A 23,562-nucleotide genomic window follows, 5' to 3' on the forward strand; every position below is an offset into this window, starting at 1 on the left:
CGACGCAGCGTCCAGACTGGAGATGACGTCAGACGTCCTCGTCAGGCAGGAGCGTGCGCAGCAGTTCGTCGTCAGGGCCGAGTGGGCGCCAGCCGGGCGGTGGTGGCGTGGCGCGCAGAACCGCGCGGGCCTGCCTGACGCGCTCCTTATGCGTTTCTGGCGTGTTGGCGCTCCACGTGCCGAGTGTCATGGCGAGCTCTCCCCGGCTCGCATCGTCCAGCACGCTCGGCCAGCCTTCCGGGAAACTCTCCGCGAGCTCGCGCACGAGGGCGTCGCGCACGAAGCGAGTGACGCGGTGGCTTCGCTCCGCCTCGGAGAGCAACCCTCTGAACACCTGCACCCCGGCGACATCGTGCGGGCCAAGCTCCTCGGCCAGCACCACCCAAGGAACGGCGGGGCGCGCCTCGGCGAAGGCGGTCAACGAGTCATGACCCCGCTCGCGAACCCGCTCGTACAGGCGGACCACCCAGTTGCCTTCCCAGGAGCGGCCGTCCGTCATGACTTTCCCCAGGGCATGAAGTTCATCGGGAGGTCGTAGAACTTCATCCGCTTCGTGACGAGCTTCAAGATCTCGTTCCGAGTCAACATCCGGCCAGCTTCGGCCTCGGCATCGAGCAGCGCTTCCATGAGCATCCGGTTCCACTCCCCCGGCCAGGTGCGCCCACGTTTCCAATTACCCCCACCGTGAATGGCCTCGTGGTGCGCCCGCTCCAGCCTGACGCAGAACTGGTCGATGTCCATCTCGCCGGTGAAGCCGCGCTTTTCGAACCACGCGCGGAACTCTTTCGGCAGGACATGGTGTCGCGGGAGCTCGGCCATACCGGCGCCCACCTTGCCCGTCACGCGCATGCCCCGCACTTCGGGGCTGTCGCCCAGTGCTTCGCGCACCCCTCGGGGCAGCTCGCCGCGCGCCTCGGCCATCATCACGTGCCCGGCCTGAATCCGCACGACGGCGCTGACGGTTGGCATGGAGAGGATCCCCGCCCGCACCAATCCGCGCATCATCTCCACCCACTCAGCGGAGACGACCATCCGCGTACCGCTCATCACGCCGTTGGCGCTCACCATGAGACCCACGCCGAGTGTCGCCGGGCCGGCTCGCGGCATCAGCCGAGGCAGAGAGAACCGCAGCGCCGACAATAGAGGGAGCGACTCCATGGCCTCCTTCAGTGCCAGTGCTTTCTGGAGGACGTCCGCGCTTTTGCGGAGGGCCTCACGGCGTGTGGCGAACTCGCCGGTGAGGTGCCCGACCAGGGCGGGGACGTCTCGGGCCGCGGCGTCCACCTGCTCTGGCTCCAGTGCGGAGAGCGCCGTCATGATGGGCTCGAGCATCTTCTGGACGTGGTCCATGTGCATGACCAGCGCCTCCACGCCTTGGAGGTGCCGGGAGAGCGCGGCGTCGGTGAGTTCAAGGAAGTCGAACCACACGGCCAGCAAGAGGGAGCCCATCATGGCGGCCTCCAATCGTGGGCCTGCCATCCGCAGCAGAGCGAGTTGCAGGTCCGGGTCTTCCGCTTCCGAGGCGGCAGTGGCCAACCGGCTGGCGACCGTGAGTTCGGCGTCAACCCACCGCAGTCGACGTTCTCCATACTCGGCGTACCGGACGAAGATGCCGTTGCCCGCGCCCGCGATGCCCAGGTGGCTCGCCTTGAGCTTGGAGAGCGCGCTGGAAATGCGGCGCGAGGAGGCGGACACCTCATCCAAGGCACCAAGAAACGCCACATGGGTCGCGAGGACGCCACGCCACTCCGTCCCCTCGCCCCTGTCGGGAAGAGGCTCCAGCGACGCACAGGCGTTGGACAGCAGGGCCAGGGTGAGCAGAAGCCCTGTTCCCCTGCCCCTGGATGAGTCAGCGCGCATCGTCCATACCCAGGCCCACGGATTCCGATGGGGGATTTCCAATCTATCAGGCGGCCCCGATCCTCGGAGAGGTGGCGCGTGCTTTCGTCGTGTGGGAGATCCAGCGCCATGCCCAAACGAAGTGAACCTCCCCGCGGCACCGTCCAGGTCCGGGGCGCGCGCACGCACAACCTCCGGAACGTGGACGTGGACATCCCGCGCGATGCGCTGGTGGTGTTCACCGGCGTGTCGGGCTCGGGCAAGTCGTCGCTCGCCTTCGGCACGCTCTACGCCGAGGCCCAACGGCGCTACTTCGAGTCCGTGGCCCCCTATGCCCGGCGCCTGATGGATCAGGTCGGCGTGCCGGACGTGGACACCATCGAGGGTCTGCCTCCCGCCGTGGCCCTCCAGCAGCAACGCGGCGCGCCCACCACCCGCTCCTCCGTGGGCAGCGTCACCACCGTCTCCAACTCCCTGCGCCTGCTCTACTCGCGCGCCGGCCACTACCCGCCCGGCCAGGCCCACCTGGAGGCCGAGGCCTTCTCGCCCAACACCCCCGCGGGCGCCTGCCCCCAATGCCACGGGCTCGGCCGCATCCACGAGGTGACCGAGCGCTCGCTCGTGCCCGACGACTCGCTCACCATCCGCCAGCGCGCCATCGCCGCGTGGCCGCCCGCCTGGCACGGGCAGAACCTGCGCGACATCCTGGTGACGCTCGGCCACGACGTGGACACGCCCTGGCGCGAGCTGTCCCGGAAGGACCGCGACTGGATCCTCTTCACCGAGGAGCAGCCCACGGTGCCCGTCTACGCCGGCCTCACCCCCGCCGAGACGCGCCGCGCCCTCAAGCGCAAGGAGCCGCCCAGCTACATGGGCACCTTCACGAGCGCGCGCAAGTACGTGCTCCAGGCCTTCGCCACCACCGAGAGCGAGTCCATCAAGCGGCGCGTGGCCCGCCACCTGCTGAGCACCGCGTGTCCCCTGTGCGAGGGCAAGCGCCTGCGCCGTGAGTCCCTGTCCGTCACCTTCGCGGGCATGGACATCGGCGAGCTGTCCCGACTGCCGCTCTCGCGCCTGGCCGACGTGCTGCGCCCCACCGCCGAGGGCACCGCGCCCGACCTCGGGAAGCTGCGGCGCGCGCACCCGGAGAAGGCGCTCGTCGCCGAGCGCTTCGCCAAGGACCTCCTGGGCCGCATCCAGACCCTGCGCGAGCTGGGTCTGGGCTACCTCTCGCTCGAGCGCGGCACCCCCACCCTGTCTCCCGGCGAGCTGCAACGGCTGCGGCTCGCCACGCAGATCCGCTCCAACCTGTTCGGCGTGGTGTACGTGCTCGACGAGCCCTCGGCGGGCCTGCACCCGGCGGACACCCAGGCCTTGCTCGCGGCGCTCGCGCAGCTCAAGCGCGCCGGCAACTCGCTCTTCGTCGTCGAGCACGAGGTGGACGTCATCCGCGAGGCGGATTGGATCGTCGACGTGGGGCCCGCTGCGGGCGAGCACGGCGGCCAGGTGCTCTACAGCGGCCCTCCCGAGGGCCTCGCGGCCGTCGAGGCCTCCCAGACCCGCCACTACCTGCTGGAGGCCCACCCCGGCCCGCGGCACCCGCTCCGCGCGCCCACCGGCTGGCTGCGGCTCGCGGGCGTGCGCCGCCACAACCTGCGCGGGCTGGACGTGGACTTCCCCCTGGGGGTGTTCACCACGGTGACGGGCATCTCGGGCTCGGGCAAGTCGAGCCTCGTGAGCCAGGTGCTGGTGGAGCTCGTCTCCGCGCACCTGGGCCACCCGCCCCCCGAGGACGAGGAGGAAGGCGAGGCCCTGGAGCGCACGCCCACCGCGCCCGCCGAGGGCCGCATCGTCTCGGGGATGGAGGGGGTCACCCGGCTGGTGCGCGTGGATCAGAAGCCCATCGGCCGCACGCCCCGCTCCAACCTGGCCACGTACACGGGCCTGTTCGACACCGTGCGCAAGCTCTTCGCCGCCACGAAAGCCGCGCGGGCGCGCAAGTACGACGCGGGGCGCTTCTCCTTCAACGTGGCCAAGGGCCGGTGCGAGACGTGCGAGGGCGAGGGCTTCGTGAGCGTGGAGCTCATCTTCATGCCCGACGTCTTCGCGCCCTGCCCCACCTGCCACGGCGCCCGCTACAACGCGAAGACGCTGGAGATCCACTACCGGGACCAGAGCATCGCCGACGTGCTGGGCATGACGGTGGACACGGCCCATGACTTCTTCGCCGAGGAGCCTCCGCTGCGGCGCGCCCTGGGCGTCTTGAAGGAGGTGGGCCTGGGCTACCTGCGCCTGGGCCAGCCCGCCACCGAGCTGTCCGGCGGCGAGGCCCAACGCATCAAACTCGCCACCGAGCTGCAACGCGTGCAGCGGGGCCACACGCTCTACGTGCTGGACGAGCCCACCACGGGCCTGCACCCCGCGGACGTGGAGAAGCTGCTCACCCAGCTCAACGGCCTGGTGGCGCAGGGGCACACCGTGCTGCTCGTGGAGCACGACCTGCGCGTCGTGGCCCAGAGCGACTGGGTCATCGACATCGGCCCGGGCGCGGGCGACGAGGGCGGCCGCGTGGTCGTCGCGGGCCCTCCCGCCACGGTGGCCCGCTCGGCCCAGAGCCGCACGGCCCCGTTCCTCGCCCGCGCGCTCTGAGCGCCGCGTCCGAGCGCTACTTCAGGAACTCCGGCCACCAACGCCAGGCGCACTGGTTGGTGGCCCGCGCGTCCACCTGCTGCACGACGGTGCCGTCCACCCCGATGCCCAGGCGCCGCCGGAAGCACGTGTCGCCGTCCAGGGGGAAGGCCACCTCGCCGCAGGCGGTGCCGTCCTGGGTGAACAGGAGCAGCGTCTCGCGGCAGCCCGCGCCCTCGACGAAGGTCGACGGGGGAATCAGGGCGTTGGCCCGCCCGCCGCGCACGAGCACCAGGTCTGACCCGGGATGGCTCGCGAGCCATCCCGGCGCGGGCGCGGCCGTGGTCTCGCCGCTGGGGAAGTGCGCGATCCACTGTGCCCCACTGCGCAGCGCGAGTCCGCCTCCAGCCAGCGGGTAGAGGTTCGTCACGTCATGCGGGGTGACGGGCGGCGCGGGGAAGGTGAAGGACGCGGTGAGGGCGGTGCCGTCCGGTTTCAGCCAGCGGCCCCCCCACCCCGTGCCCGAGGGCTCGGGCCACAGCAGGAGCCCACGCCCTCGGGTGTCCACGCCGGCGATGACGAAGCGCGCCTCGTCCGTCGGAGCGGACACCCACTCCCTGACGGACGTGCGCGGCTGGGCATAGGCCTCGACGAACCGGGAGGTCAGCACCTGGAGGTCCCCCTCCCGCGGCTCCCACACGGTCACCAGCGCGCCCCCGGCGGGGTCCGGGGCCACGTCGTAGGGAGTGTTCCAGGAGTCGGTCACCGTGAACGACCCGAGCCAATCGCCGTTGGCGACGTTCATCGACATCCAGACGCCGCCGGGCGACGACGGGGTGACATAGAACCCGCGGGGCTGAGGATAGATGTCGACCGTCGAGTCGCCGGCCACGATGACGTACTCCGTGTCCACCCCGTCCGGGGTGACGATGTCCCAGGCCGAGACGCCCGGATACCCCGAGTTCATGAGCGCCAGGAACCCCGCGCCGTTGCTCGTGCCGGGGCCGCAATCCGCGTCCCGGGCATTCGGGTCCAGGGTGATGCTCCGGCTCGTGCCGGGCTCCCCGGGCCAGAGGGCCTCGCAGGACAACGCGGTCTCGGGTGCATCCGACGACGGCGCGGGCGGCGGCGCGGGCGGCTCGGAAGGAGTCTCCGAGGGCCTGGAGGGAGTCTCCGGTGCCGGCGGGGCCGGACGCTCGCCGGGGTCCGCGGGCAGCTCCGCCCCCGGGGGCGCTTCCGGCGTCGGCTCCACCTGGGAACACCCCACCCCCTGCATGATCAGGAGCATGGCTCCCGCCTTCACCCACCGCGAACGCTTTCCGGTCATGGGCACCCTCCGCTCGCGCGACAAGCTGCGCATCCGGAGGGACGGGCGCCACCACGGGTCCCAGGCGCCATCACCGTGGGAGGGGCGCGTTATCCTCGGGGCGTCCCGGGCCCGCCCCCCATGGCCCGGAGGTGACCGATACATGACACCGCTGGCGGCCGATGCCTCTCCCGATACCCTTCCCCTTCCTCCCGGAAACCCGGGCCTTCCCTTGATGGGCGAGACCCTGGAGTTCCTGCGCTCCAGCCGCCACTTCATCGAGCGCCGCCAGGCGCGCCACGGCGACGTGTTCCGCTCGCACATCCTGGGCTCGCCCGCCGCGTTCCTGGTCGGTCCCGAGGCCCTGCAGTGGATCTTCGCGGGCGAGGGCAAGTACCTCCAGAACCGCTGGAGCCCCGCCGTGCGCCGCTTGCTCGGCGCCAACAGCCTGGCGCTGCTCGAGGGCGATGCGCACCTGGAGCGCCGCCGCCTGCTCGCGCCGCACTTCAGCTACGCGGCGATGCGCGGCTTCGTGCCCGTCATCGAGTCGCTCGCCGCCCGGCACCTGACGCGCTGGGCCGAGCGGCCCGGGGACTTCACGCTCTGGCCCGCCATGCGCGAGCTGGCCTTCGAGATCGCCCTCACGCTGCTCTTCGGCGAGCGCGCGGTGGACGTGCCCTACTTCATGCACCACTTCCAGCGGTGGACGGCGGGGCTCTTCGTCCCCGTGCCCATCGACCTGCCCTGGACGAAGTTCGGGCGGGCGCTGGCCTCCAAGCGGGCGATGCTCGACGCGCTGCACCGGCTCGTCGCCGAGCGGCAGGCGCTCGCCGAGCAGCCGCTGGATCTGCTCGGCTCGCTCCTGAGCCCCCGCGAGGGCGAGGCACCGCTGTCGCGCGAGGCCATCATCGACGAGCTGCAACTGCTGCTCTTCGCCGGGCACGACACCACGGTCACCGCCCTGAGCAACCTCATGCTGCTGCTGGCCCGGCATCCGGAGGCGCTCGAGAAGGGCCGCGCGGCGGTGGCGGGCCTCACGGGGCCGCTCACGCTGGACGCGCTGCGCGCCACGCCCTACCTCATGCAGCTCTTGCACGAGGGCATGCGCACCATTCCGCCCATCGGCGGGGCCTTCCGCGTCACCACGCGGGACGTGGCCTTCAAGGGCTACCGGATTCCCAAGGGGTGGACGGTGCCGGTGAGCATCCGGAGCGCGCACCTGACGGAGGCCACCTGGCCGGAGCCGGACCGCTTCGATCCGGAGCGCTTCGGCGCGGAGCGGACGGAGCCCCGCAAGCCCGGTACCTTCGTGCCCTTCGGGGGCGGGCCACGCATCTGCCTGGGCCAGCACTTCGCGATGGTGGAGATGAGCGTGGTGCTGGCGCTGCTGCTCCAGCACTACACGTGGGAGCTCGTGCCGGGTCAGGATCTCGAGTACGTCCAGATCCCCTTCCCCCAGCCGCGCAGCGGCATCCAGTTGCGCATGCGGCGCCTCGGCGCACCGGGGACGGCGCGCTGACGCTGTCAGTCCTCACGGCGCATGCCCACGGATCGCCGGGTGACGAGGCTCCCAACATGCGCCCGGGAGAGGTCCACGCTTCTCGCCCAGCCGACTCGCGAGGTAAGCTTCTCCACCTCACCTCACGAGGACAGAACGACATGAGCGACACTCCCCCACATGAGGGCACTCAGTTGGGACCGTATCGGCTCGGCAGGCGCCATCCAGACTCGGATCCCGCCCTGGGTCACATCTACGAAGCACACCACATCGAGACGGGCGCTCCGGCCCTGGTATTGGTGCCCGACCCCGACATGCCTTGGGCCCCCCGGGTCTCATGGGCCGTGCGCGCGCTCAGTGAGTCCTCTCCGCCGTTTCTCGCGGTGGAGGTGGAACGGTCACCGGGGGCAACCCCTCGGGCGCTTCATGAACTGACGCTGCTGCACATGCGCCTGTCGGGAGCCCTCGCCTGTGTCGAGGAGCGCGAGGACACGGCCGCCTTCCTCGCTCGACCTGGCCCGCGTCGGCACCTGTCTCCGCGCGCCCTGGGCGCGAGCCTGCTCGTGCTCGGGAGCGCGGCCCTCGCCGTCCTGCTGCTCTGGACTCGAACGCTCGCGCCCGAGGTCCAGACGCGGGACTCGGAGGGCATGGAGACCGTGGCGGGAGAGCCCGTGAGTTGGGTCGACCTCGCGCCGCCGCCGCGTCCCGCCCCGCCTCCCGAACCCCGGTCCCTCCAACCCTGAGCGTCCCTCCAGCGCTCCGAAGGACGACACGATGACCCCCCGATTGCGCGCGCACTTCGAGCGGGAGCTGACCCTGGCGGTGGAGGCCGAGGCGCGGGGCGCGCGGGCCGAGGCGTGGCGGTGCCTCGAGCGCGCGCACGTGCTCAGCCAGGCCCACGCCCTGCCCCACCTCCGGGTGCACGGGCGCATGTTCGGCGTCGCGTGGCGCGGGCGGGACACGCGCGAGCTGCTCGGCCAACTGCCGCGCCTGCTGCTCGCCGCGCCTGGCTCCGTGCTCGGCCGGGCGCCCCGGGGCAACACGGGCGGAGCGGATGTCGGCATCTTCACCCCCATGCCCATCCCCGAGGATCTCCAGGCCCTGCTGCGCGAGCCCTGAGCGCGCGATGGGCGGGAGGTTTTCAGTCGAGGAACCGACGCTGCCAACGCCGGAGCTGGTCTCGGGAGAAGCCAAACCAGGAGCGCTGGCGTTCCTCGTACAGGTGGGGCTCCAACACGCGCGCCAGGACACGATAGGGCCTCAAGTGCGCGTCCCGCTCCGGACCGCCGGTCTCCGGCCATTCCCCCAGGGAGACCAGGAGCTTGTCATCGCCCAGGTCCTCGACGGACGCGCCCGAGGCGCCCAGTTCCTGGCGAAGCGCCTCGGCGGTCCCCAGAGACCCGAGCAACGCTCGACCGTAGAAGTTCAGCCAGTAAGCGCCCCGCACCCGCGTGCCCATGACCATCGATGCGCGGCCCAGGTCATGGACGTCCATTCCCGGGTAGCGAAAGCAGTGCGCGTGGACGAGTTCAATCACGTTCCTGAACCGAGCGAGGGCGTTGAACGCGAGGCTGACATAGCCCGAGTCGAAGGGAAGCTGGCGAGCGATGTCCGTCGCCAGTGTCTTGATGCGTGCCGGGCCTCGCTCTTCCAGGAACTCGGTGGGCAGCCAGAAGGACACCGCACTCACGACGTGCTCGCATCCGGGACTGGAGAGCGTCTCGGGTTGTCTGCCGTAGTACTCGACATGGAACCCGCCCACCTGGTCACGGTGCTCGTCCAGTTGGAGCACGCATCCGGAGGAGTCATTCAGTTCACTCCGCACTCGGGCCCATCCCCGATCATCCAAGGGGCGCATCTCCGCCGTGACGTCCTTGTCGTCCTCCGGGTCGTACTCGCCTCGAGAATCCAGGTACCAGCCGAGCTTTTCCGGGCCCACCGCCTCGAGGTACAGGTTCAGGGCACGGCGAAGGCCATCCGACAGCGCCTCGTGGGGACGCCGCATGAAGAAGCACAGCAGGAGGCCCTCACGCACCGCCAGGCGTCCGTCCTCGTCGTGCCGTCGGATACGGGGATAGTGCTCCATCAACGGATGACTCCCTTCCTGCCCGGCTCGACGCGTCCCGGAGGAACTCCGAAGGCCCTCGAATAGATCTGCCCTTGCGTCTGGTCGCGGTAGGGCCCACGAGCGTAGACCCTCCAGGTCGCTGGCGTCCCCTTCACGCAAGGGAACTTGAAGTCGTAGACGAAGCGAACCTGACTGGGGTCTCCCGAGTGAATGACGAGGTCGGGCTTCAGTGTCCCCTCGAGGTCCCTGCTTCGTCCTGAGCGTCCAAGACGGTCTTCTTCCTCACGGCCAATGGGCTCGATACGTCCCGTCTTCTGATCGAAGCGGTAGCGCTGCTCGATGAGGAAGAACCCCGCCATGAGCTTTTCCAGCTCGGTCCGCAGACAGGCGAAGGCTTCCGTGTGCTTCTCGCTGCCCAAGGCCATCGCGCGGGTCATGCGCTTGCCGTCCCCCTCCGTGCCCACCTCTTCGTTGCACTCCATGGGAGAGAGGACGCGGCCGCCCAGTCGCCGCCGATTGATGGTCTGCTCCGCGCGCTCCGCGCACTCCTCCATGAGCGCGTCCAGTTCATCCTGGAGCTCGTCGAGCTCGTCATCCGTGCCGCGCACCAGCACCCCCACGGCCCAACCCGCCGACGCACCGACGGCCACCGCCACGGCGGACTCCCTCCCCGCGGTACGCCGGAAGGCCAAGGCCTCGGGGCCTTCGAGGCCATCACAGACCTGATGCGCGAGTGCGTGTCTCTTCAAACAGCAGGAGTAGGTGCTATCGGCCGGCGTGCAGTCAGGACGACCCGAGTGCAAGCAACCGGTGCCAAACACGCCGAGGAGCACAGCCCCCACCAGGGGCGCAGGCCGACAACGGAGCGTGAGGCGGAAAGCGCGCATGACATGACCCATCGTGAACGTGCTGGTGAGCCTTATTCCCCACACGGTGCCCTGCGCACGGCGGTCAGGCAGGCGGGTCCCTGGTTCCTGGGCCAGTGAAGGGATCCGCCTTGAGTACAGGACCCTCGACCTCCAGGTATTCGATGGGCAGGGAAAAGGTCAACTCGACTGACTCAGACCTGCCCCGGACGAGGTTCGGGCGAAGGCCCGGAGCCTTCCGGCTCCGGGCCCCGCTTCAAGGAGACTCCGCTCGGCTCAGCGGCTGACGGAGAAGCTGCCCGGCCACGAATCGTAGCGCTTCGTGGTGATGCCCCTGCGCGTTCCAGCCGCGTAGCTGGACTGGCCCGCCTTGATGGTGACCTTCACCGCCTCGCCGCTGGACGAGAGGTTCGCGGGGATGATGCCCCCGTAGACCGCCGCCGCGCACACGTTCGAGTCATCGGTATAGGTATCCGTCCCCCACACCGAGCCGCCCCCTACCTGGGCGCAGCGGCAGGAAATCTGCGTGCCCACCTGGTTGCGCAAGGTCTTGAGGTCGTAGCTCGCGCACTCCGCGAGCGCGGTGGCCTGCGGAGACTCCGCGGGATCGAAGCGCCACTTGAAGTGGTCCTGGGTGCTCTTGGGCCATTGGATGACCTGGGTGCCGTTCACCTGGCTCGCCCCGGAGACCGCGACGGCCTTCCCGCTGTTCTTGCTGACGATCACGTAGTAGCCATCCGCTTGCGGCTCCAGGAGCCAGAGCTGGTTGTCGCTGTTCGCGTTGGTGTACTGGATGATGTCGGCGCCATCCGCCGTGCTCCGCCCCCGGACGTCGAGCACCTTGTCACTGCGCTTGCTGACGAACCGGTAGGTGTTGTCGCCCACCTCCTGGAACCACCACTTCTGGTTGTCCCCTCCGTCCGAGGGCCACTGAACGATGGTGGCCAGGTCCTCGGTGCTGCCCCCCATCACGCTCAGGAACTGGCCGCTGTTCTTGTTGGTCAGCGTGTACAGCTTGCCCGCGACGACGGGGCCGCTCGTCTGGGCGACCACGGGAGGCGGCGGGGTCGAGTTGGCGGCGGGCGCCTCGCACTTCGAGTGGTTGTAGGCCTGGACGATGGCCCCGATGCCCGTCGGATCCAGGCTGGTGGGATCGAACTCCTCGCCCGCCGCGGCGGCGACCAGGCTCTCGATCTGGGACTCGGCCATGTCCTTCGCCTGCTCCTTGATCTTCTTGCGGATCTGGTCCTTGGTCAGCTTGGACGCGAAGTTCTTGACCGTCGTCTTGACGCCCGCCTTGACGCCCGCCTTGAGCGCGCCTCCGGCGCCGCCCGTCACCACGGACTCCACGACGGTCTGCACCATCTCCAGCACGGACGTCACCTGATCCGTGATGGCTTGAGCACAATCGGCGCTGCTGGACGCACAACCGGCACCGCAGTTGACGGGCATGGACGCCGGGCAGTTGCCCCAGGCCACGGGCCCGACGCCTGTGTAGCCCGTCCGGGCGGCCGGGTAGCACAGGCCCGCGTCATACTGGAGACCCTGGCCACAGGAGGGAATGGTGCCCACGCCGCGGCCGTAGGTGTTCTTCGTGCACGTCGCGCCGCTGTCGATGAGATCACCCGGGCAGTCCGGGGAGCAGATGCAGCAGCCCACCTGGTGAAAGCCCTGCCGACACTTGGGATAGACGATCAGGCCATTCTTCTCACACGTGCCCGAGCCCCCGTTGTCGCTCTCGCACCGGCTGTACATGCCGCTGTCGTTGAGGGCATCGCCGAACTTCCAGGGGTAGCCCGCGCCACGGCCATAGGGCCCCGGCTTGCTGCAGCCCACCCCGAAGTCCGGGTAGCCGGAGGGGCAATTCTGCCAGCAGACGGGGCCCACGCCCGTGTAGCCCGCGTTGCAGGTGGGGTAGCAGAGCCCCGCGTCGTTCTGTCCGTTGGGACAGGCGTTGGGGATGGCACCGACCCCTCGGCCATAGGAGTCACGCCAGCAGAAGCCCGCCTGGGCCGGGGTGGGCAGGAGCCACAGCACGGCCATGGCCCACAACAAGAGGGGCAGCCGCATCGGTTGGGTCATGGAGGTCTCGTTCATTTTATTGACGAAGCGTGTTGAGCTTGGTGGAGACCACTTCGCTGAGGGCGCGCGCCGAGAGCAGCCGGAGCTGCTCGTCCACGAGGGACTGGCTCGCGGTCTGCTTCTCCGCCGAGGAGTTCTGGTAGAGGTTGGCGTCGGCCTCCTTCGTGCGGTCCAGCTTGCCCAACGAGGCATCCAGCGCCGTGCTGGCTTGATTGTACTTGGTGATCGCGGCTTCCAGTTTGCCGAGCTGGGCCTTGGCGGTGGCCTCGTCCTTGATGGACTCCATGGCGGCCTTGAGCTCCGAGGCCGCGGTCTTGAAGGCGGTGAGATCCTCGGGGACGCCAGCGGACGCCGTCGTGCTGATGCCGAGCAGGCACACCAGCGCGAACACAGATGCCAGAGAAGTTCGATTCATCGGAACAATTGCTTTCATGTCACGGGGAGGTGAAACAAAGACAAGCGGGCCACTCACCGCGAGCGGCCTGGCGCCATCCGCGCATCACCTGTCTCGAGGCGATGACGGACCCCTTCGCTGTCTTGGTGATTTTCCAGTGCGACTCGATGTCACACTGATTTTCACTCACCGCGTCATAGCAATTGAACCCATACAGAGCAACGACGGTGTTCAGGATGTCCGTGTGTGCGCCGTGAAGCCTTCGCCCGCCGTCCAGCCGTTGCGCCGCAGGACCGCGGGCAGTCCGTCGGTCGCGACGGCGTGGATCTCATCGTCGCCCAATCCAAGCTTCTTCAGGCCCGGACGCGCGGTGGGCAGCGCGTCCCAGAACGACGTGCCCGGCGGGAACCGCCCGGCGAACACGTCGCCCGCCGCTTGGAGCTCCTCCCAGAACCGCGCCGTCGCGTCGATGAGCGACACCCACCGCGCGTCCGTGTGGAACCAGTCGAGGCTGCGCTGGGCGTTGAGCGCCACCACGCCCCACGGGACGCCGAGCGACTCCGCGAAGACGCGCGCCTCGACCGCGTCCGCCAGCGTGCCGTCGACCGCCGCCGTCCGCACCGCGCCGTGCAGCAAGTAGATGTGGAACGCCTCGGTCCCCTTCAGGGCCGCACTGGGACCCACGGTCACCACCAGCCGTCCCTCCGCCGTCGGATCGCCGTCCACCGGTCCGACGAGCTCGGCCAGCATCCGCCCCTTCTTGAGCGGGCTCAGCAGCTTTCGGCAACGCGCCGCGACCTGCGCGTGGGTGCCTCGCAAAAGCGTGGGAAGGAGCATGGGATGGGCACTATCATCCCGGGACTCACGCATCGAGGCCCCCGCATGCACTCCCCCATCGTCCGGTCCTGCTGTCCATGACCCCTCGACTGCGCGCGCACTTCGAGCGGGAGTTGACCCTGGCGCTGGAGGCCGAGGCGCGGGGCGCGCGGGCCGAGGCGTGGCGGTGCCTCGAGCGCGCGCACGTGCTCAGCCAGGCCCACGCCCTGCCCCACCTCCGGGTGCACGGGCGCATGTTCGGCGTCGCGTGGCGCGGGCGGGACACGCGCGAGCTGCTCGGCCAACTGCCGCGCCTGCTGCTCGCCGCGCCGGGCTCCGTGCTCGGCCGGGCGCCCCGGGGCAACACGGGCGGAGCGGATGTCGGCATCTTCACCCCCATGCCCATCCCCGAGGATCTCCAGGCCCTGCTGCGCGAGCCCTGAGCCCCGCTATCGCGTGTCCAAGGCGCTGAAGCCCACGCCGTCCAAGCCCAGGCGTCGACACGCCTCGGCGAAGCGTTCGGTGCAGACGACGACCGTGGAGAAGTCCTCGAGCCGGAACACGTCCAGGTCATTGGGAAGCGTCGCCCTTTCCAAGAGGAGCGCATCGGGCAATCGGAGGCCACGTCGACCGCAACGTCCGCACGGCGGCTTTCTGTCTGGAGGGAGGCACGCGGGATGGACCCGGCCCACGGGCAGCAGTTCCAGTTCGAGGAATTCGGGCGCATCCCGCTCACGGAAGCGCAATGACGTGGGGCAGGCCTTGAGGCCCTGAAGGCGCTCACCCTGGAGTCGCGAGAGCGCCGGACGTCGGACCAATAGCCACCAGGGAACAGGCGCCGCGAGCGCTCCGAAGTGACCTCGGCCCTTTCCCTGGAGCGGCCCGAAGGACGAGCCCGGCTCCACGAGAGCGGCCGGCGGAAGGAAGGGACGCACGCACTCGCGCAGTCTCTCGTATTCCTCAAGGGACTCCGCCCGGGCTTCCTCGACGTCCTCCACGGAGGCGATGGGCGTCAGATCCACCGATGGGTACGTCTTGGACCCGCCGCTCCAGGTGGCGCCGCAGCCTGGGCAATCGCGAATCCCAGGAAGCACCCAGCGGTGCACACCGTCCACGACGCCGGTGTAGCGCGAGGAGGAGTCCTCCTCGATTCTAAAGAAGCGCATCGATCGGTGTGCCCCTGGCGTCAGCCCTGACAATAGTAGGAGGTGAGCGGTCCGTTCAGGCGGAACCTGGGGTGGCACCCGCGCACGCGGTGAACGCCAGCAGGAGCAGGAGCCATGTCGCGGAGGGTCGACGGTGCATGTCGGCGGACGAACCTACTGTCAAAACCAGTTTTCGTTGAAAAACGGGCCTTTTTCACTAAGACGGGGGGCGGTCCCCCCGACATCGACGAGGAAGAGCCCCATGCAGCCACGTCCCGCCCCCGCGCTGTTCTCCCCGCCCCGCCGTGCCCGCGTCCCGACGGGCCTCGCCGCCGTGATGCTGCTGGTGACAGGCGCCGGGTGTGGCGGTCTCCCGTCACCTGACGAGCGCGAGGAGTCGGAGACCCAGGCCGCCGCGCTCGCGGCCGTGCCCGGAACGGTCACCCTGCGCACCTGGTCGGGCCACTACCTCCTGGCGGACAAGGGCGGCGGCGCGGACCTCCTGGCCTCCAGCACCACGCCCCAGGAGTGGGAGTCGTTCACCCTCACGGACCTGAACGGGGGCTCGCTCGTGAGCGGCGACGTGGTGACGCTCCGGAGCGTCAGCGGGCAGTACGGCTCGGCCCTCAATGGCGGCGGCGGCGCCATCCGCTTCACCGCCACTGCGGCCCAGTCCTGGGAGCAGTTCACCGTCACCAAGCTCAACGGCACGGGCGCCATCGGCGCCGGGGACACGCTCGCGCTCAAGACGGTCGTCACCGGGCAGTACGTCTCGGCGGCCAACGCGGGCGGCGGCACCGTGAGCGCCACGGGCGCCGCGGCGCGCGAGTGGGAGACGTTCACCCTGGGCGTGCCCGGCAACGGCATCGCGGCGAGCACCGTGCTCTTCGTGGGCAACAGCTTCACCCACGGCCACGAGGAGCCCGTCTATTCGTACAACCGGGGCGCCGTCACCGACGCCAACGGCAGCGCGCAGGGCGGCGTGCCGGGCATCTTCAAGCAGCTCACCGTGCAGGCGGGGCTCTCGTACGCCGTCACCCTCGAGACCATGAGCGGCGAGACGCTCGGCGGGCACTACGCCACCAAGGCCGCCATCATCGGCCGCGCCTGGGACACCGTGGTGCTCCAGGAGAACAGCACCGTGCCCCTGCCCACCGCCCGGGGCGGCAACCCCACCGCGTTCACCACCGGCGCGGACAACCTGCGGCGGCTCGTGCTGTCGGCCAACCCCTCGGCCCGCGTGTTCCTCTACCAGACGTGGGCCTCGCCCACCTCGGTCGCCAACCAGGGCTACCCCAGCGGCGTCACGGGCCTCAAGGCCATGCAGGAGGACCTGCGCAGCGCCTATGCCAACGCCGCGGCCCAGTACGGCTTCACCGGCGTGGCCCGCGTGGGCGAGGGCTTCCTGCGCGCCATCGATCAGGGCGTGGCGGATCCGGATCCCTCCAACGGCATCACCCCGGGCCAGTTCAACCTCTGGAGCGCCTCGGACAGCCGCCACGCGGGCAAGTACGGCAGCTACCTGTCCGCGTCCGTGCTGTTCACCCGGCTCACTGGCGCGGATCCCCGCGCCCTGGCCACGGGCTCGGGCAGCGCCGCGGCGGCCCTGGGCCTGAGCGCCACCGAGGCGGTCAACATCCACCGCATCGCGTATGAGATCTCCGCCCAGGCCGAGCCGCTCCCGTCCCGGCGCCAGCCCGCCACGCGCGCCACCTTCTCGGGCGCGGTGACGAGCGGCACCCCGGCCCAGCTCACCGGCACGGCGACGCTCACCTCGCTCACCACCTCGGAGGGCACCTTCTCCAACCTCGTGGGCGCCACGGCCTCGGGCGTCACCGGCACCAACACGCCCAACTCGCGCGGCACCGCGCCCGCCTCCGCCAATGCCGCCGCCTCGGGCCTGGGGGCGAACCTCGGCGCCAACAACCTGGGCACCGGCTATTTCCAGCTCGGCGCGGGCTTCACCGCCAGGACGCGCTTCTTCATCCTGGAGAGCGGCCTCGCCTCGGGCACCCTCGGCGATGACACCCTCGTCACGCTCGTCGACGCGTCCAACCAGCGCGTGGGCGCGTTCTCGCTCGCGCTGAGCGCGGGGGACTTCACCGCCTCGGCCGCGGGCAACACGTCCAACGCCCTGGCCACGGTCTACTACACGGGTGGCGTGGCGAGCGTCACCGGCAGCCCCGCGGGCACGGTGCAGTCCAAGCTCGGGGCGGCGACGTTCTCGCTCGCGGATCTGGGCGTCACGGACCTGGCCTCCATCGCCTCCGCCACCGGCCTGCGACTGGAGAGCGGCACCCTGGATCCCAACGCCGTGGGCTTCTACACGGTGCCCTGAGCACGGCGGCCAGGCAGGCGGGCCCCTGGCTCCTGGTCACTGGGCCAGTGGGGCGACCCGCCTCAAGTCCAAGGCCGCTGTGACCCCGGCATGTCGCCCCCTACCTTCCAGGACAACGCACCCTTGGGAGGACATTCCATGAAGAACACCCGACTGATGATCGTGGGCGCCGCGGCGGCGGCCCTGCTGCTGGGCGCGACCGGCTGCCGTTCGGATCAGCCCCGCGACGCACAACGGGAGAACGTCCAGGATCTGCAGGGCACGGGCGGCTCAGGCCTGGAGTCCACCTCCGGCACGATGGCGCCCAGCACCGTGCCGCCCAGCCAGGACAGCCTGCGCGGCCTGCCGGGTCAGGACTCCGACGTTCACCACCGGGACCTCTCGGGCACCTCCGCCATGGGCTCGCCGATGCACGGCTCCAGCTCCCAGCAGGGCCTGGGCGGCGCGGGCACCACGTCCGAGACCACGGCGCACCAGGAGGAGATGAACACCGGGAGCACGACCGACTACGGCACGGGCGGCTCGGGCACGAAGGTGGACTCCTCGTCGGGCATGAACCGGGACACCACGGACTCGGAGACCGGCCAGGCTCGCGACCTGCGCTACCGTGACGGCATGTGGAACAACGAGGCGGGCTCGCGCACCAACGCGACCGGCTCGAACATCAGCACGGACACCAACCCCACCGAGCCGCGCAACAAGGCCAAGAGCCAGGTGCCCGGCCCGCGCGATCAGACGAACCGCTAGGCGCGGTCTGCCGGACGGGTCAACGTGAGGCCGGTGGTCCCCTCCCAAAGGGGCACGACCGGCCGCGCGTGAGTGCCCGGCGACGAGCAATGGTGGCGACACGCTCGTCGCGAGGTGACGTCACGGACGCGCCGCCCCGCCGAGCGCGTCCAGAGAGGCTTGGATGTCACGGGTCAAGGCCACTTCGCCAAGGTCCATCGCGGCTTGCCGTGCGCCGACGAGCACCTCACGGGCCCGCTGCGTCTCGCCCCGTTTGGAGAGGACGAGTCCTCGCCGCCAGTCCATCGTGACGAGGCACTGACGGCAACCGGTCCGCTCGAAGCCCGCGCGCGCTTGTGCGTGCGCCGCGGAGGCCTCGTCCTCGCGGCCCAGGGCCTCGGCGACCCGTCCCAGTCCGAAGCGTGCACCCGCCTCAAGGGCACCGGGCTCGATGGCCTGGAACAGCTTCAGCGCCCCTTCGTACTTCTCCTGGGCCTCTTGTGGCTTCGATAGGTGCAGGGCCAGATCGCCCTGGCTCTTGAGCGTGTGCGCTTCTCCCAGGCGGAAGCGGTGGGACTGATAGAGGGCGAGCGCTTGCTCGTACGTGTCGCGCGCCTCGTTCTCCTCCGACATGCGCAGGGCCAAGTCTCCCTGACTCCTCAACACGCTGGCCTCTCCGAGTGGCAGTTGGGCGGTCCGGTACAGCGCGAGGGCTTGCGTGTACTTCTCCCGGGCCGCATCGAACTCCGCCAGGCGCGAGGCCAGATCGCCCTGGCTCTTGAGCGTATTGGCCTCACCCATGACCTGGCCGAGCGTCCGGTACAGCGCGAGCGCTTCCGCGAACCGTGAGCGGGCCTCCTTCATGTCCGAGGTGAGCAGCGCGACACTGCCCAGGCAGGACAGGGCATAAGGCTCGCCCTGCCGTGATCCGATGGACCGGTACAGAGCGAGTGCTTCCGCGCATCGTGCTCGGGCCTCTTTCATGTCCGAGATGAGCAGCGCGACACCGCCCAGAGTGGCCAATGACTCCGCCTCCCCCAAGGGAGAGCCGTGTTCACGAAAGAGCGACAGCGCCTCTAGATACCGCGCGCGGGCCTCCTTCACGTCCGACGTGAGCAGTGCCACGCTTCCCAACCTGTTCAACACCGCCGCGGCGAACACGGGGACACCGATGGCGTCCCGCAGGCCCAGGGCCTGCTCATATTGACTCCGAGCCTCCTCGGGCTCGAGGAGGCGCAGCGAGAGATCGCCCAGTTCCAACCGCGTGACCGCCATCTCCATGCGGCGCCCCAGGAATCCATACAGGGCCAACTCCATTTCACGGCGCCCCCTCGCCTCCTTCAACTCCGATGTGTCCAGGCCCTCGTCTTCCAATGCCGACAGGGGAAGGCGCATCGTCGTCAGTCCAGTCGTCTGGTCCACCGACAGGGCCTCCGTGTATCTGGCCCGGGCCTCCTTGAAATCCGACAGGTGCAGGGCCAGGACACTCAGGCTCATCAGACTGAGTGCCTCGCCGTTCCGGTGCCCCGTCCGCCGAGCGCGTTGGAGCGCGTCTTCGGCGAGCGCCTTGGCCTCGGTCAGGTGCGCCGCGAGGGCGTGTGCCGTCACCCGCAGAGAACGACAGCTCCACCAGACTGGAGCGTCCGCCTCCGCCACGGTCTCGCAACGCTGGAAGAAGTTCGCGGCGCGATCGGAGCGCCCCGCCTTGAACTCGGTCAGTCCCATGACCCGCAGCAACGTCGCCGCGCTTCGTGAGTCCGTGCGCAGCGTCTCCGAGGCACGGCGAAACAGGCGCAGCGCGCGCGGGTAGTCGTCCCGCTTGTAGAAGTGCAGTCCGCCCACGAACAGCGTGAGTCCCAACGCGTCGCCCGCGACGACTTGAGGCAGCTCCACGTTGCCCAACTCCAGGACCCATGCGGAGCGGGCCTCATCGCCACCGCTGTCCATCATGGGCCAGTCGGGTGTGGTCATGGAGGCACGCGCGCAGAACGAGCCCGTCTCCACCTTGGGCAATTCCACCCCCGCCGAGACCTCGCCCGTGTGGATGCGGGAGTTGTCCTTCGCCTCGATCGTCGTGATGATGTTCACCAACCGCGCGCCCTGCCCCTGGCCCAGGGGACACACCGCGTCTCCCCAGAGGAGCAGGTCGGCCCCCATCGCCTTCCCGATGGCGAGCGCCGCCGTCGCGTCCTGGATGACGCACCTCAAGCGGTAGACCTCCAATTCCTTCGACGTCTGCGTCTGCGCCTGCTTCTCATCCTCTTCCATGGCCACACGGACCATGTAGTCGCGCAGCAGGCGGTCCACGGTATTGGCCGCCGCGCGACCCAGCTCGATGTCCTCCGCCCGCTCGGAGCGGGGGCGGAAATCGGCCACGACGAAGTGCGTCGCCCCCTTGCGCTGGAATGCCTTGCGCGGAACCGTCTCCTCGCCGCAGAAGACGAATTCCCTCGCGCTCCGCTCGTGGACGGAAGACGTGCCGCTGGGGCCCCCTCCGCCCTTGTTCCTCGACGGACCGCCCGCGTGTCCGGCGGACGCGGCGAGCAGGACGACGACCAGGAGACTAAGGCCCAACGCGCGCCTTGACCGAGCCCGTGGTGATGACCCCATCGCCGCTCGCCTTGATGGATTGCCGAATGACACCGGAGCCCGTCCTGCCATCGTGAATCGCCTCCATTCCTTCCATCTCGACACGACCCCGGCCATCGGCCTCGATGTGCTGCTCGATGTCCGGCGCGGACGCGGGCGTCGACGCCGCGGCACCAGGCTGCGCCTTCACCCGCGGGGCGTCGGTGGACGTTGCGGTGTTGGAACGCGCCCGCGTGGGCTCGGAGCGCTCGGGCTTCTGTCGGCTCGACTCGCGTCCCTGTCCGAGCACCTTCCCGTAGCAATCGAGCCAGATGTCCAGCTTGCGATCCGGGACGTTCTTGGCCGCCGCCACGAGCTCCGCGAGCGTCTGTCGGTACTCCGGGTACTGGTCCTCCGCCTTCGACAGGCACCCGGACAGTCCCGCGACCCCCTTCACCTTCAACCGGTCGACGTTCAAGTCGCCGTCGAGCTTGAAGCAACCCGTCACGTGCGAGCGCAGGTTGTCCGAGTTCAGCCGGGTCTGCGCCAGGCTGTTGAAGACGGCCTCTTCACGAGGCTCGCACCCACACGACCGCCGGACGTTCGCCAGGGTCGCGGGACAGGCGCTGGCGCTCTGATCCCAGGGGGCGGACGATTGGGCGAGTCCAGGCTGGGCGCCCCCCAGGAAGAAAAACAGGCCACAGAGGACTGAACGGGCGGGTGCTCTCGTATCCATGAACTGGGTACAATGGATTCAGGCATCCAGGGCGTCCAGCGCCGCGAGCACGGCGGGCACATCGCCGCGCGGCACCCGCGTACAGGGCCCGAAGCCGGCGGCCCGGTCCGTGGCGATGACGGGCAGGCCCCGCGCCGCCGCGAGCGCCACCTCCACGGGGTGGCTCTCGCACCAGGACAGGGCCAGCACGGCGTCCACGCCCTCGAGGCCCCGCTGGGCGGCCTCCGTCACCCGGGTCACCCGGGGGTGCACGAGCCGCGCGAGCGCCGTGCCCTCCGTGGGCCGCACCCACAAGCGCCACCCGGGCCGGGCCTCGAGCACGGCCAGGGCCTCGTTCAGACCTCCGCGCGCCAGGGCGGGACCCGCGAGCAGCGCCACGCGCTCGCCCTCCCCCGTGCGTGGGGCGCGTCGGGCGTGCGGTGGCTCCGGAGGCCGCAGTTCCCGCAGCTTCTCCGCCGGGACACCCGCGGCCACGAGTCGCGCATGGGCGAAGGCCCCGCGCACCCAGATCTCGTCCGCCAGCACGCGCTCGGCCTCCTGGCGCGCCACGTCCCGCGCCCGCGCCCGGTGGTTGCGCAGGAAGGCCTCTTCCGGGTGACACGCCGCCGCCTCGTCCAGGTCCGCGTGCAACTGCCGCAGCGAGGGCAAGTCCTCGATCAACACACACCGCGCCCCCCGCCGCCGCGCCGCCGCGAAGGGCTCGCGGGCGCACAGGGAGGGCGCCACCACCGTCTCCACCCGCGCGGGTACGAGCGGCGCGACGGCATGCGCCAGCCCCTCGCGCAGCAGGAAGCGGGACTGGAAGACCGCCGAGGCCGAGCGCCCCCGCAGCCGCAGCCCCGCCTCCACCGCCCACCAGCCCGGAAGGCCCCACACCCGCGCGCCCTCGGACACGGCGGGCACCCGGCGGCGCCACGCCGCGCGCAGCCGCGCGGGCACGGCGGACCAGCGCTCGGGGCCCGCGGGCAGGGACCAGGGGGCGCACACGTCCGCGGGTGGGCCCTCGCCCAGCACGGTGGCCAGCCGCGCGAGCCACGGCGCGGGCTCCGGCACGAGCACGAGCCTCATGGCCCACGGCCCTCGTGCGCGGGCACCTCGACCCGGGCGTGGCACGCCGTCTCGCCGCACGACAGACAGGTGCGCTGGCGCGCCGCCGCATCGAGCAGCCGGCGCCGGTTCTCCGCGATCGTCCCCGTCTCCAGGAGCCGGCCCGTGGCCACGTCCTCCACCGCGCGCACGATGCGGTTGGAGCGCACCGGGCCCTCGGCGGTCTCCACGCGGGTGTCGTCCTCGGCCCACAACCGGGAGCGCGTCCGGGGGGGCGCCTCGCCGTGGAGGCTCAGCCGCAACTGCCCGTCCACCACCCGGGCCCCGAGCCGCACCGGCCCCTCGCGCGGCGCCACCACCAGATCCACGTAGGGCCAGGCCACCGTGGCATCCAGGCCCCAGAGCACGCCCGGCGCGGGGGGCACGGCCTCCAGCGTGTGCCCGGAGCGCTCGAGGATGTGCCAGCCCTGACGCGCCGCCAGCTCGAAGAGCGCATTGGCCAGCAGGCAGATGCCGCCGCCGAGCGAGGGCGTGAGGCACCCGCCGCGCAAGGACAGGCCGTGCTGGAAGCCCGCGTGCGCCGAGAGCCGCCCGAGCACCCGCCAGAAGGACACGGGCCGCTCGGGGGTCACCCACAGCCCGTCGAAGGCGGGCGCCGCGAGCCGCACGTTGTGCTGCTTGCCGGCCTCCAGCCTCGGGTCCGCCTCGGGATCCGCCCGCGCCAGGTCCACGCGGTGGACGGCCTGGAGGACGGACAACCCCTGGGAGGGCGCGAGCCGGGGCGCGGGCCAGCGCTCGGGCGTGGCCGTCCAGCGTGCCAGCCGCTGGGCCTGGAGCACGAGCTGCTTGCCGCGCCGCCACCACAACGCCGGAGCGGACAGGTCGGAGAGACGGGGGGCCGGAGGGCGCATGAGATGGGGATGATGCAACGTTTCCCTGGCGCTCGTCCCGGGGGGCCGGGTAGACGGGGCGCCTTTCCCCTCCCCGGAGACACGGACGCCATGGCGAAGATCACCTTGAAGGGCAACCCCATCCACACCCAGGGCGAGCTGCCCGCCGTGGGCAGCACGGCGCCGGACGCCACGCTCACGGGCACGGACCTGGCGGACAAGAAGCTCTCGTCCATTCCGGGCAAGCGCGTGCTCAACATCTTCCCCAGCATCGACACCGGGGTGTGCGCCGCGTCGGTGCGCGAGTTCAACCAGCGCGCCACCCAGACGCCGGGCGTCACCGTGCTCAACATCTCCATGGATCTGCCCTTCGCGCTCAAGCGCTTCTGCGGCGCCGAGGACATCGAGAAGGCGCAGAGCTTCTCGGGCTTCCGGGGAGACTTCGGCCAGCAGTTCGGCGTCACCATCCAGGACGGGGGCCTGGCGGGCCTGTACGCGCGCGCCATCGTCGTGCTGGACGAGGGCGGCAAGGTGCTGCACACCGAGCAGGTGCCGGAGATCGCCCAGGAGCCCAACTACGACGCGGCGCTCGCGAAGCTGTAGCCCGCGCGGGGC

The 23,562-nt window shown here is 70.5% G+C and carries 21 protein-coding genes; 8 read left to right on the top strand and 13 right to left on the bottom strand.

Annotated features, from left to right (window positions below):
• Positions 1–28: 28 nt before the first annotated feature.
• The gene (locus I3V78_RS22910; protein ID WP_204490583.1) at positions 29–499 is read right to left on the bottom strand and encodes an NUDIX hydrolase; all 471 of its coding nucleotides are present in this window, start codon (positions 497–499) and stop codon (positions 29–31) included.
• Positions 496–1,860 carry a DUF2380 domain-containing protein gene (locus tag I3V78_RS22915; RefSeq protein ID WP_204490584.1) on the bottom strand — a complete coding sequence of 455 codons (1,365 nt, stop codon included), beginning with the start codon at positions 1,858–1,860 and terminating at the stop codon, positions 496–498. Before I3V78_RS22915 ends, I3V78_RS22910 begins: the two co-directional genes overlap by 4 nt.
• A gap of 108 nt (positions 1,861–1,968) precedes the next feature.
• On the opposite strand from I3V78_RS22915, the gene I3V78_RS22920 reads away from it, so the two are divergent.
• Positions 1,969–4,488 carry an excinuclease ABC subunit UvrA gene (locus I3V78_RS22920; protein WP_204490585.1) on the top strand — a complete coding sequence of 840 codons (2,520 nt, stop codon included), beginning with the start codon at positions 1,969–1,971 and terminating at the stop codon, positions 4,486–4,488.
• Between the two features lie 16 nt (positions 4,489–4,504).
• On the opposite strand, the gene I3V78_RS22925 is transcribed toward I3V78_RS22920, so the two are convergent.
• Positions 4,505–5,794: a hypothetical protein gene (locus tag I3V78_RS22925; RefSeq protein WP_204490586.1), complete on the bottom strand. Its 1,290-nt coding sequence runs from the start codon at positions 5,792–5,794 to the stop codon at positions 4,505–4,507.
• A gap of 142 nt (positions 5,795–5,936) precedes the next feature.
• On the opposite strand from I3V78_RS22925, the gene I3V78_RS22930 reads away from it, so the two are divergent.
• From I3V78_RS22930 to I3V78_RS22940, 3 genes are all read left to right on the top strand, one after another.
• On the top strand, positions 5,937–7,292 hold the full coding sequence (locus I3V78_RS22930) for a cytochrome P450 (protein ID WP_204490587.1): 1,356 nt from the start codon (positions 5,937–5,939) through the stop codon (positions 7,290–7,292).
• Positions 7,293–7,717: 425 nt separating this feature from the next.
• Positions 7,718–8,014 (top strand): hypothetical protein, encoded by a 297-nt coding sequence (locus I3V78_RS39395; RefSeq protein WP_239576540.1) that lies wholly within the window; start codon positions 7,718–7,720, stop codon positions 8,012–8,014.
• Positions 8,015–8,045: 31 nt separating this feature from the next.
• On the top strand, positions 8,046–8,390 hold the full coding sequence (locus I3V78_RS22940; protein WP_204490588.1) for a DUF3703 domain-containing protein: 345 nt from the start codon (positions 8,046–8,048) through the stop codon (positions 8,388–8,390).
• A 22-nt stretch (positions 8,391–8,412) separates the two neighbouring features.
• On the opposite strand, the gene I3V78_RS22945 is transcribed toward I3V78_RS22940, so the two are convergent.
• The 5 genes from I3V78_RS22945 to I3V78_RS22965 all read right to left on the bottom strand — a co-directional run bounded on the left by I3V78_RS22945 (position 8,413) and on the right by I3V78_RS22965 (position 13,518).
• A complete protein-coding gene (locus I3V78_RS22945; protein ID WP_239576541.1) occupies positions 8,413–9,357 on the bottom strand; it encodes a type VI immunity family protein in 945 nt (314 codons plus the stop codon).
• On the bottom strand, positions 9,357–9,995 hold the full coding sequence (locus I3V78_RS22950) for a hypothetical protein (protein WP_204490590.1): 639 nt from the start codon (positions 9,993–9,995) through the stop codon (positions 9,357–9,359). The genes I3V78_RS22945 and I3V78_RS22950 overlap by 1 nt, the downstream gene beginning before the upstream one ends.
• A 486-nt stretch (positions 9,996–10,481) precedes the next feature.
• Positions 10,482–12,287, bottom strand: a complete 1,806-nt coding sequence (locus I3V78_RS39400) for an RICIN domain-containing protein (protein WP_239576542.1) — start codon at positions 12,285–12,287, stop codon at positions 10,482–10,484.
• Between the two features lie 16 nt (positions 12,288–12,303).
• On the bottom strand, positions 12,304–12,702 hold the full coding sequence (locus tag I3V78_RS22960) for a hypothetical protein (RefSeq protein ID WP_204490591.1): 399 nt from the start codon (positions 12,700–12,702) through the stop codon (positions 12,304–12,306).
• 210 nt (positions 12,703–12,912) lie between these two features.
• Positions 12,913–13,518: a hypothetical protein gene (locus I3V78_RS22965; protein ID WP_204490592.1), complete on the bottom strand. Its 606-nt coding sequence runs from the start codon at positions 13,516–13,518 to the stop codon at positions 12,913–12,915.
• A gap of 77 nt (positions 13,519–13,595) precedes the next feature.
• Between I3V78_RS22965 and I3V78_RS22970 the strand changes: the two genes are divergently transcribed.
• Positions 13,596–13,940 carry a DUF3703 domain-containing protein gene (locus I3V78_RS22970; RefSeq protein ID WP_204490593.1) on the top strand — a complete coding sequence of 115 codons (345 nt, stop codon included), beginning with the start codon at positions 13,596–13,598 and terminating at the stop codon, positions 13,938–13,940.
• A 6-nt stretch (positions 13,941–13,946) separates the two neighbouring features.
• Here I3V78_RS22970 and sitI6 read toward each other — a convergent pair whose 3' ends face one another.
• Positions 13,947–14,663 (bottom strand): SitI6 family double-CXXCG motif immunity protein, encoded by a 717-nt coding sequence (gene sitI6 / locus I3V78_RS22975; protein WP_204490594.1) that lies wholly within the window; start codon positions 14,661–14,663, stop codon positions 13,947–13,949.
• A gap of 241 nt (positions 14,664–14,904) precedes the next feature.
• Between sitI6 and I3V78_RS22980 the strand changes: the two genes are divergently transcribed.
• Together I3V78_RS22980 and I3V78_RS22985 are read left to right on the top strand one after the other, a co-directional pair.
• A complete protein-coding gene (locus I3V78_RS22980; RefSeq protein ID WP_239576543.1) occupies positions 14,905–16,980 on the top strand; it encodes a fascin domain-containing protein in 2,076 nt (691 codons plus the stop codon).
• Between the two features lie 138 nt (positions 16,981–17,118).
• Positions 17,119–17,727 carry a hypothetical protein gene (locus I3V78_RS22985; RefSeq protein ID WP_204490595.1) on the top strand — a complete coding sequence of 203 codons (609 nt, stop codon included), beginning with the start codon at positions 17,119–17,121 and terminating at the stop codon, positions 17,725–17,727.
• A gap of 120 nt (positions 17,728–17,847) precedes the next feature.
• Here the strand turns inward: I3V78_RS22985 and I3V78_RS40205 are convergent, their stop codons facing one another.
• Genes I3V78_RS40205 through I3V78_RS23005 form a run of 4 tightly spaced genes read right to left on the bottom strand, consistent with a single transcriptional unit; the run spans position 17,848 to position 22,968 of the window.
• On the bottom strand, positions 17,848–20,349 hold the full coding sequence (locus tag I3V78_RS40205; RefSeq protein WP_204490596.1) for a tetratricopeptide repeat protein: 2,502 nt from the start codon (positions 20,347–20,349) through the stop codon (positions 17,848–17,850).
• The gene (locus I3V78_RS22995) at positions 20,270–21,010 is read right to left on the bottom strand and encodes a hypothetical protein (RefSeq protein WP_204490597.1); all 741 of its coding nucleotides are present in this window, start codon (positions 21,008–21,010) and stop codon (positions 20,270–20,272) included. The genes I3V78_RS40205 and I3V78_RS22995 overlap by 80 nt, the downstream gene beginning before the upstream one ends.
• 18 nt (positions 21,011–21,028) lie before the next feature.
• Positions 21,029–22,078 carry a hypothetical protein gene (locus I3V78_RS23000; RefSeq protein WP_204490598.1) on the bottom strand — a complete coding sequence of 350 codons (1,050 nt, stop codon included), beginning with the start codon at positions 22,076–22,078 and terminating at the stop codon, positions 21,029–21,031.
• Positions 22,075–22,968, bottom strand: coding sequence for a VanW family protein (locus I3V78_RS23005; protein WP_204490599.1), 894 nt, complete (start codon positions 22,966–22,968; stop codon positions 22,075–22,077). The genes I3V78_RS23000 and I3V78_RS23005 overlap by 4 nt, the downstream gene beginning before the upstream one ends.
• Before the next feature lie 90 nt (positions 22,969–23,058).
• Between I3V78_RS23005 and tpx the strand changes: the two genes are divergently transcribed.
• Complete coding sequence (gene tpx, locus I3V78_RS23010) at positions 23,059–23,550, top strand: thiol peroxidase (RefSeq protein WP_204490600.1); 492 nt, start codon at positions 23,059–23,061, stop codon at positions 23,548–23,550.
• Positions 23,551–23,562 lie beyond the last annotated feature (12 nt).

Source organism: Archangium primigenium, from assembly GCF_016904885.1.
Classification (GTDB): Bacteria; Myxococcota; Myxococcia; order Myxococcales; family Myxococcaceae; genus Cystobacter; species Cystobacter primigenius.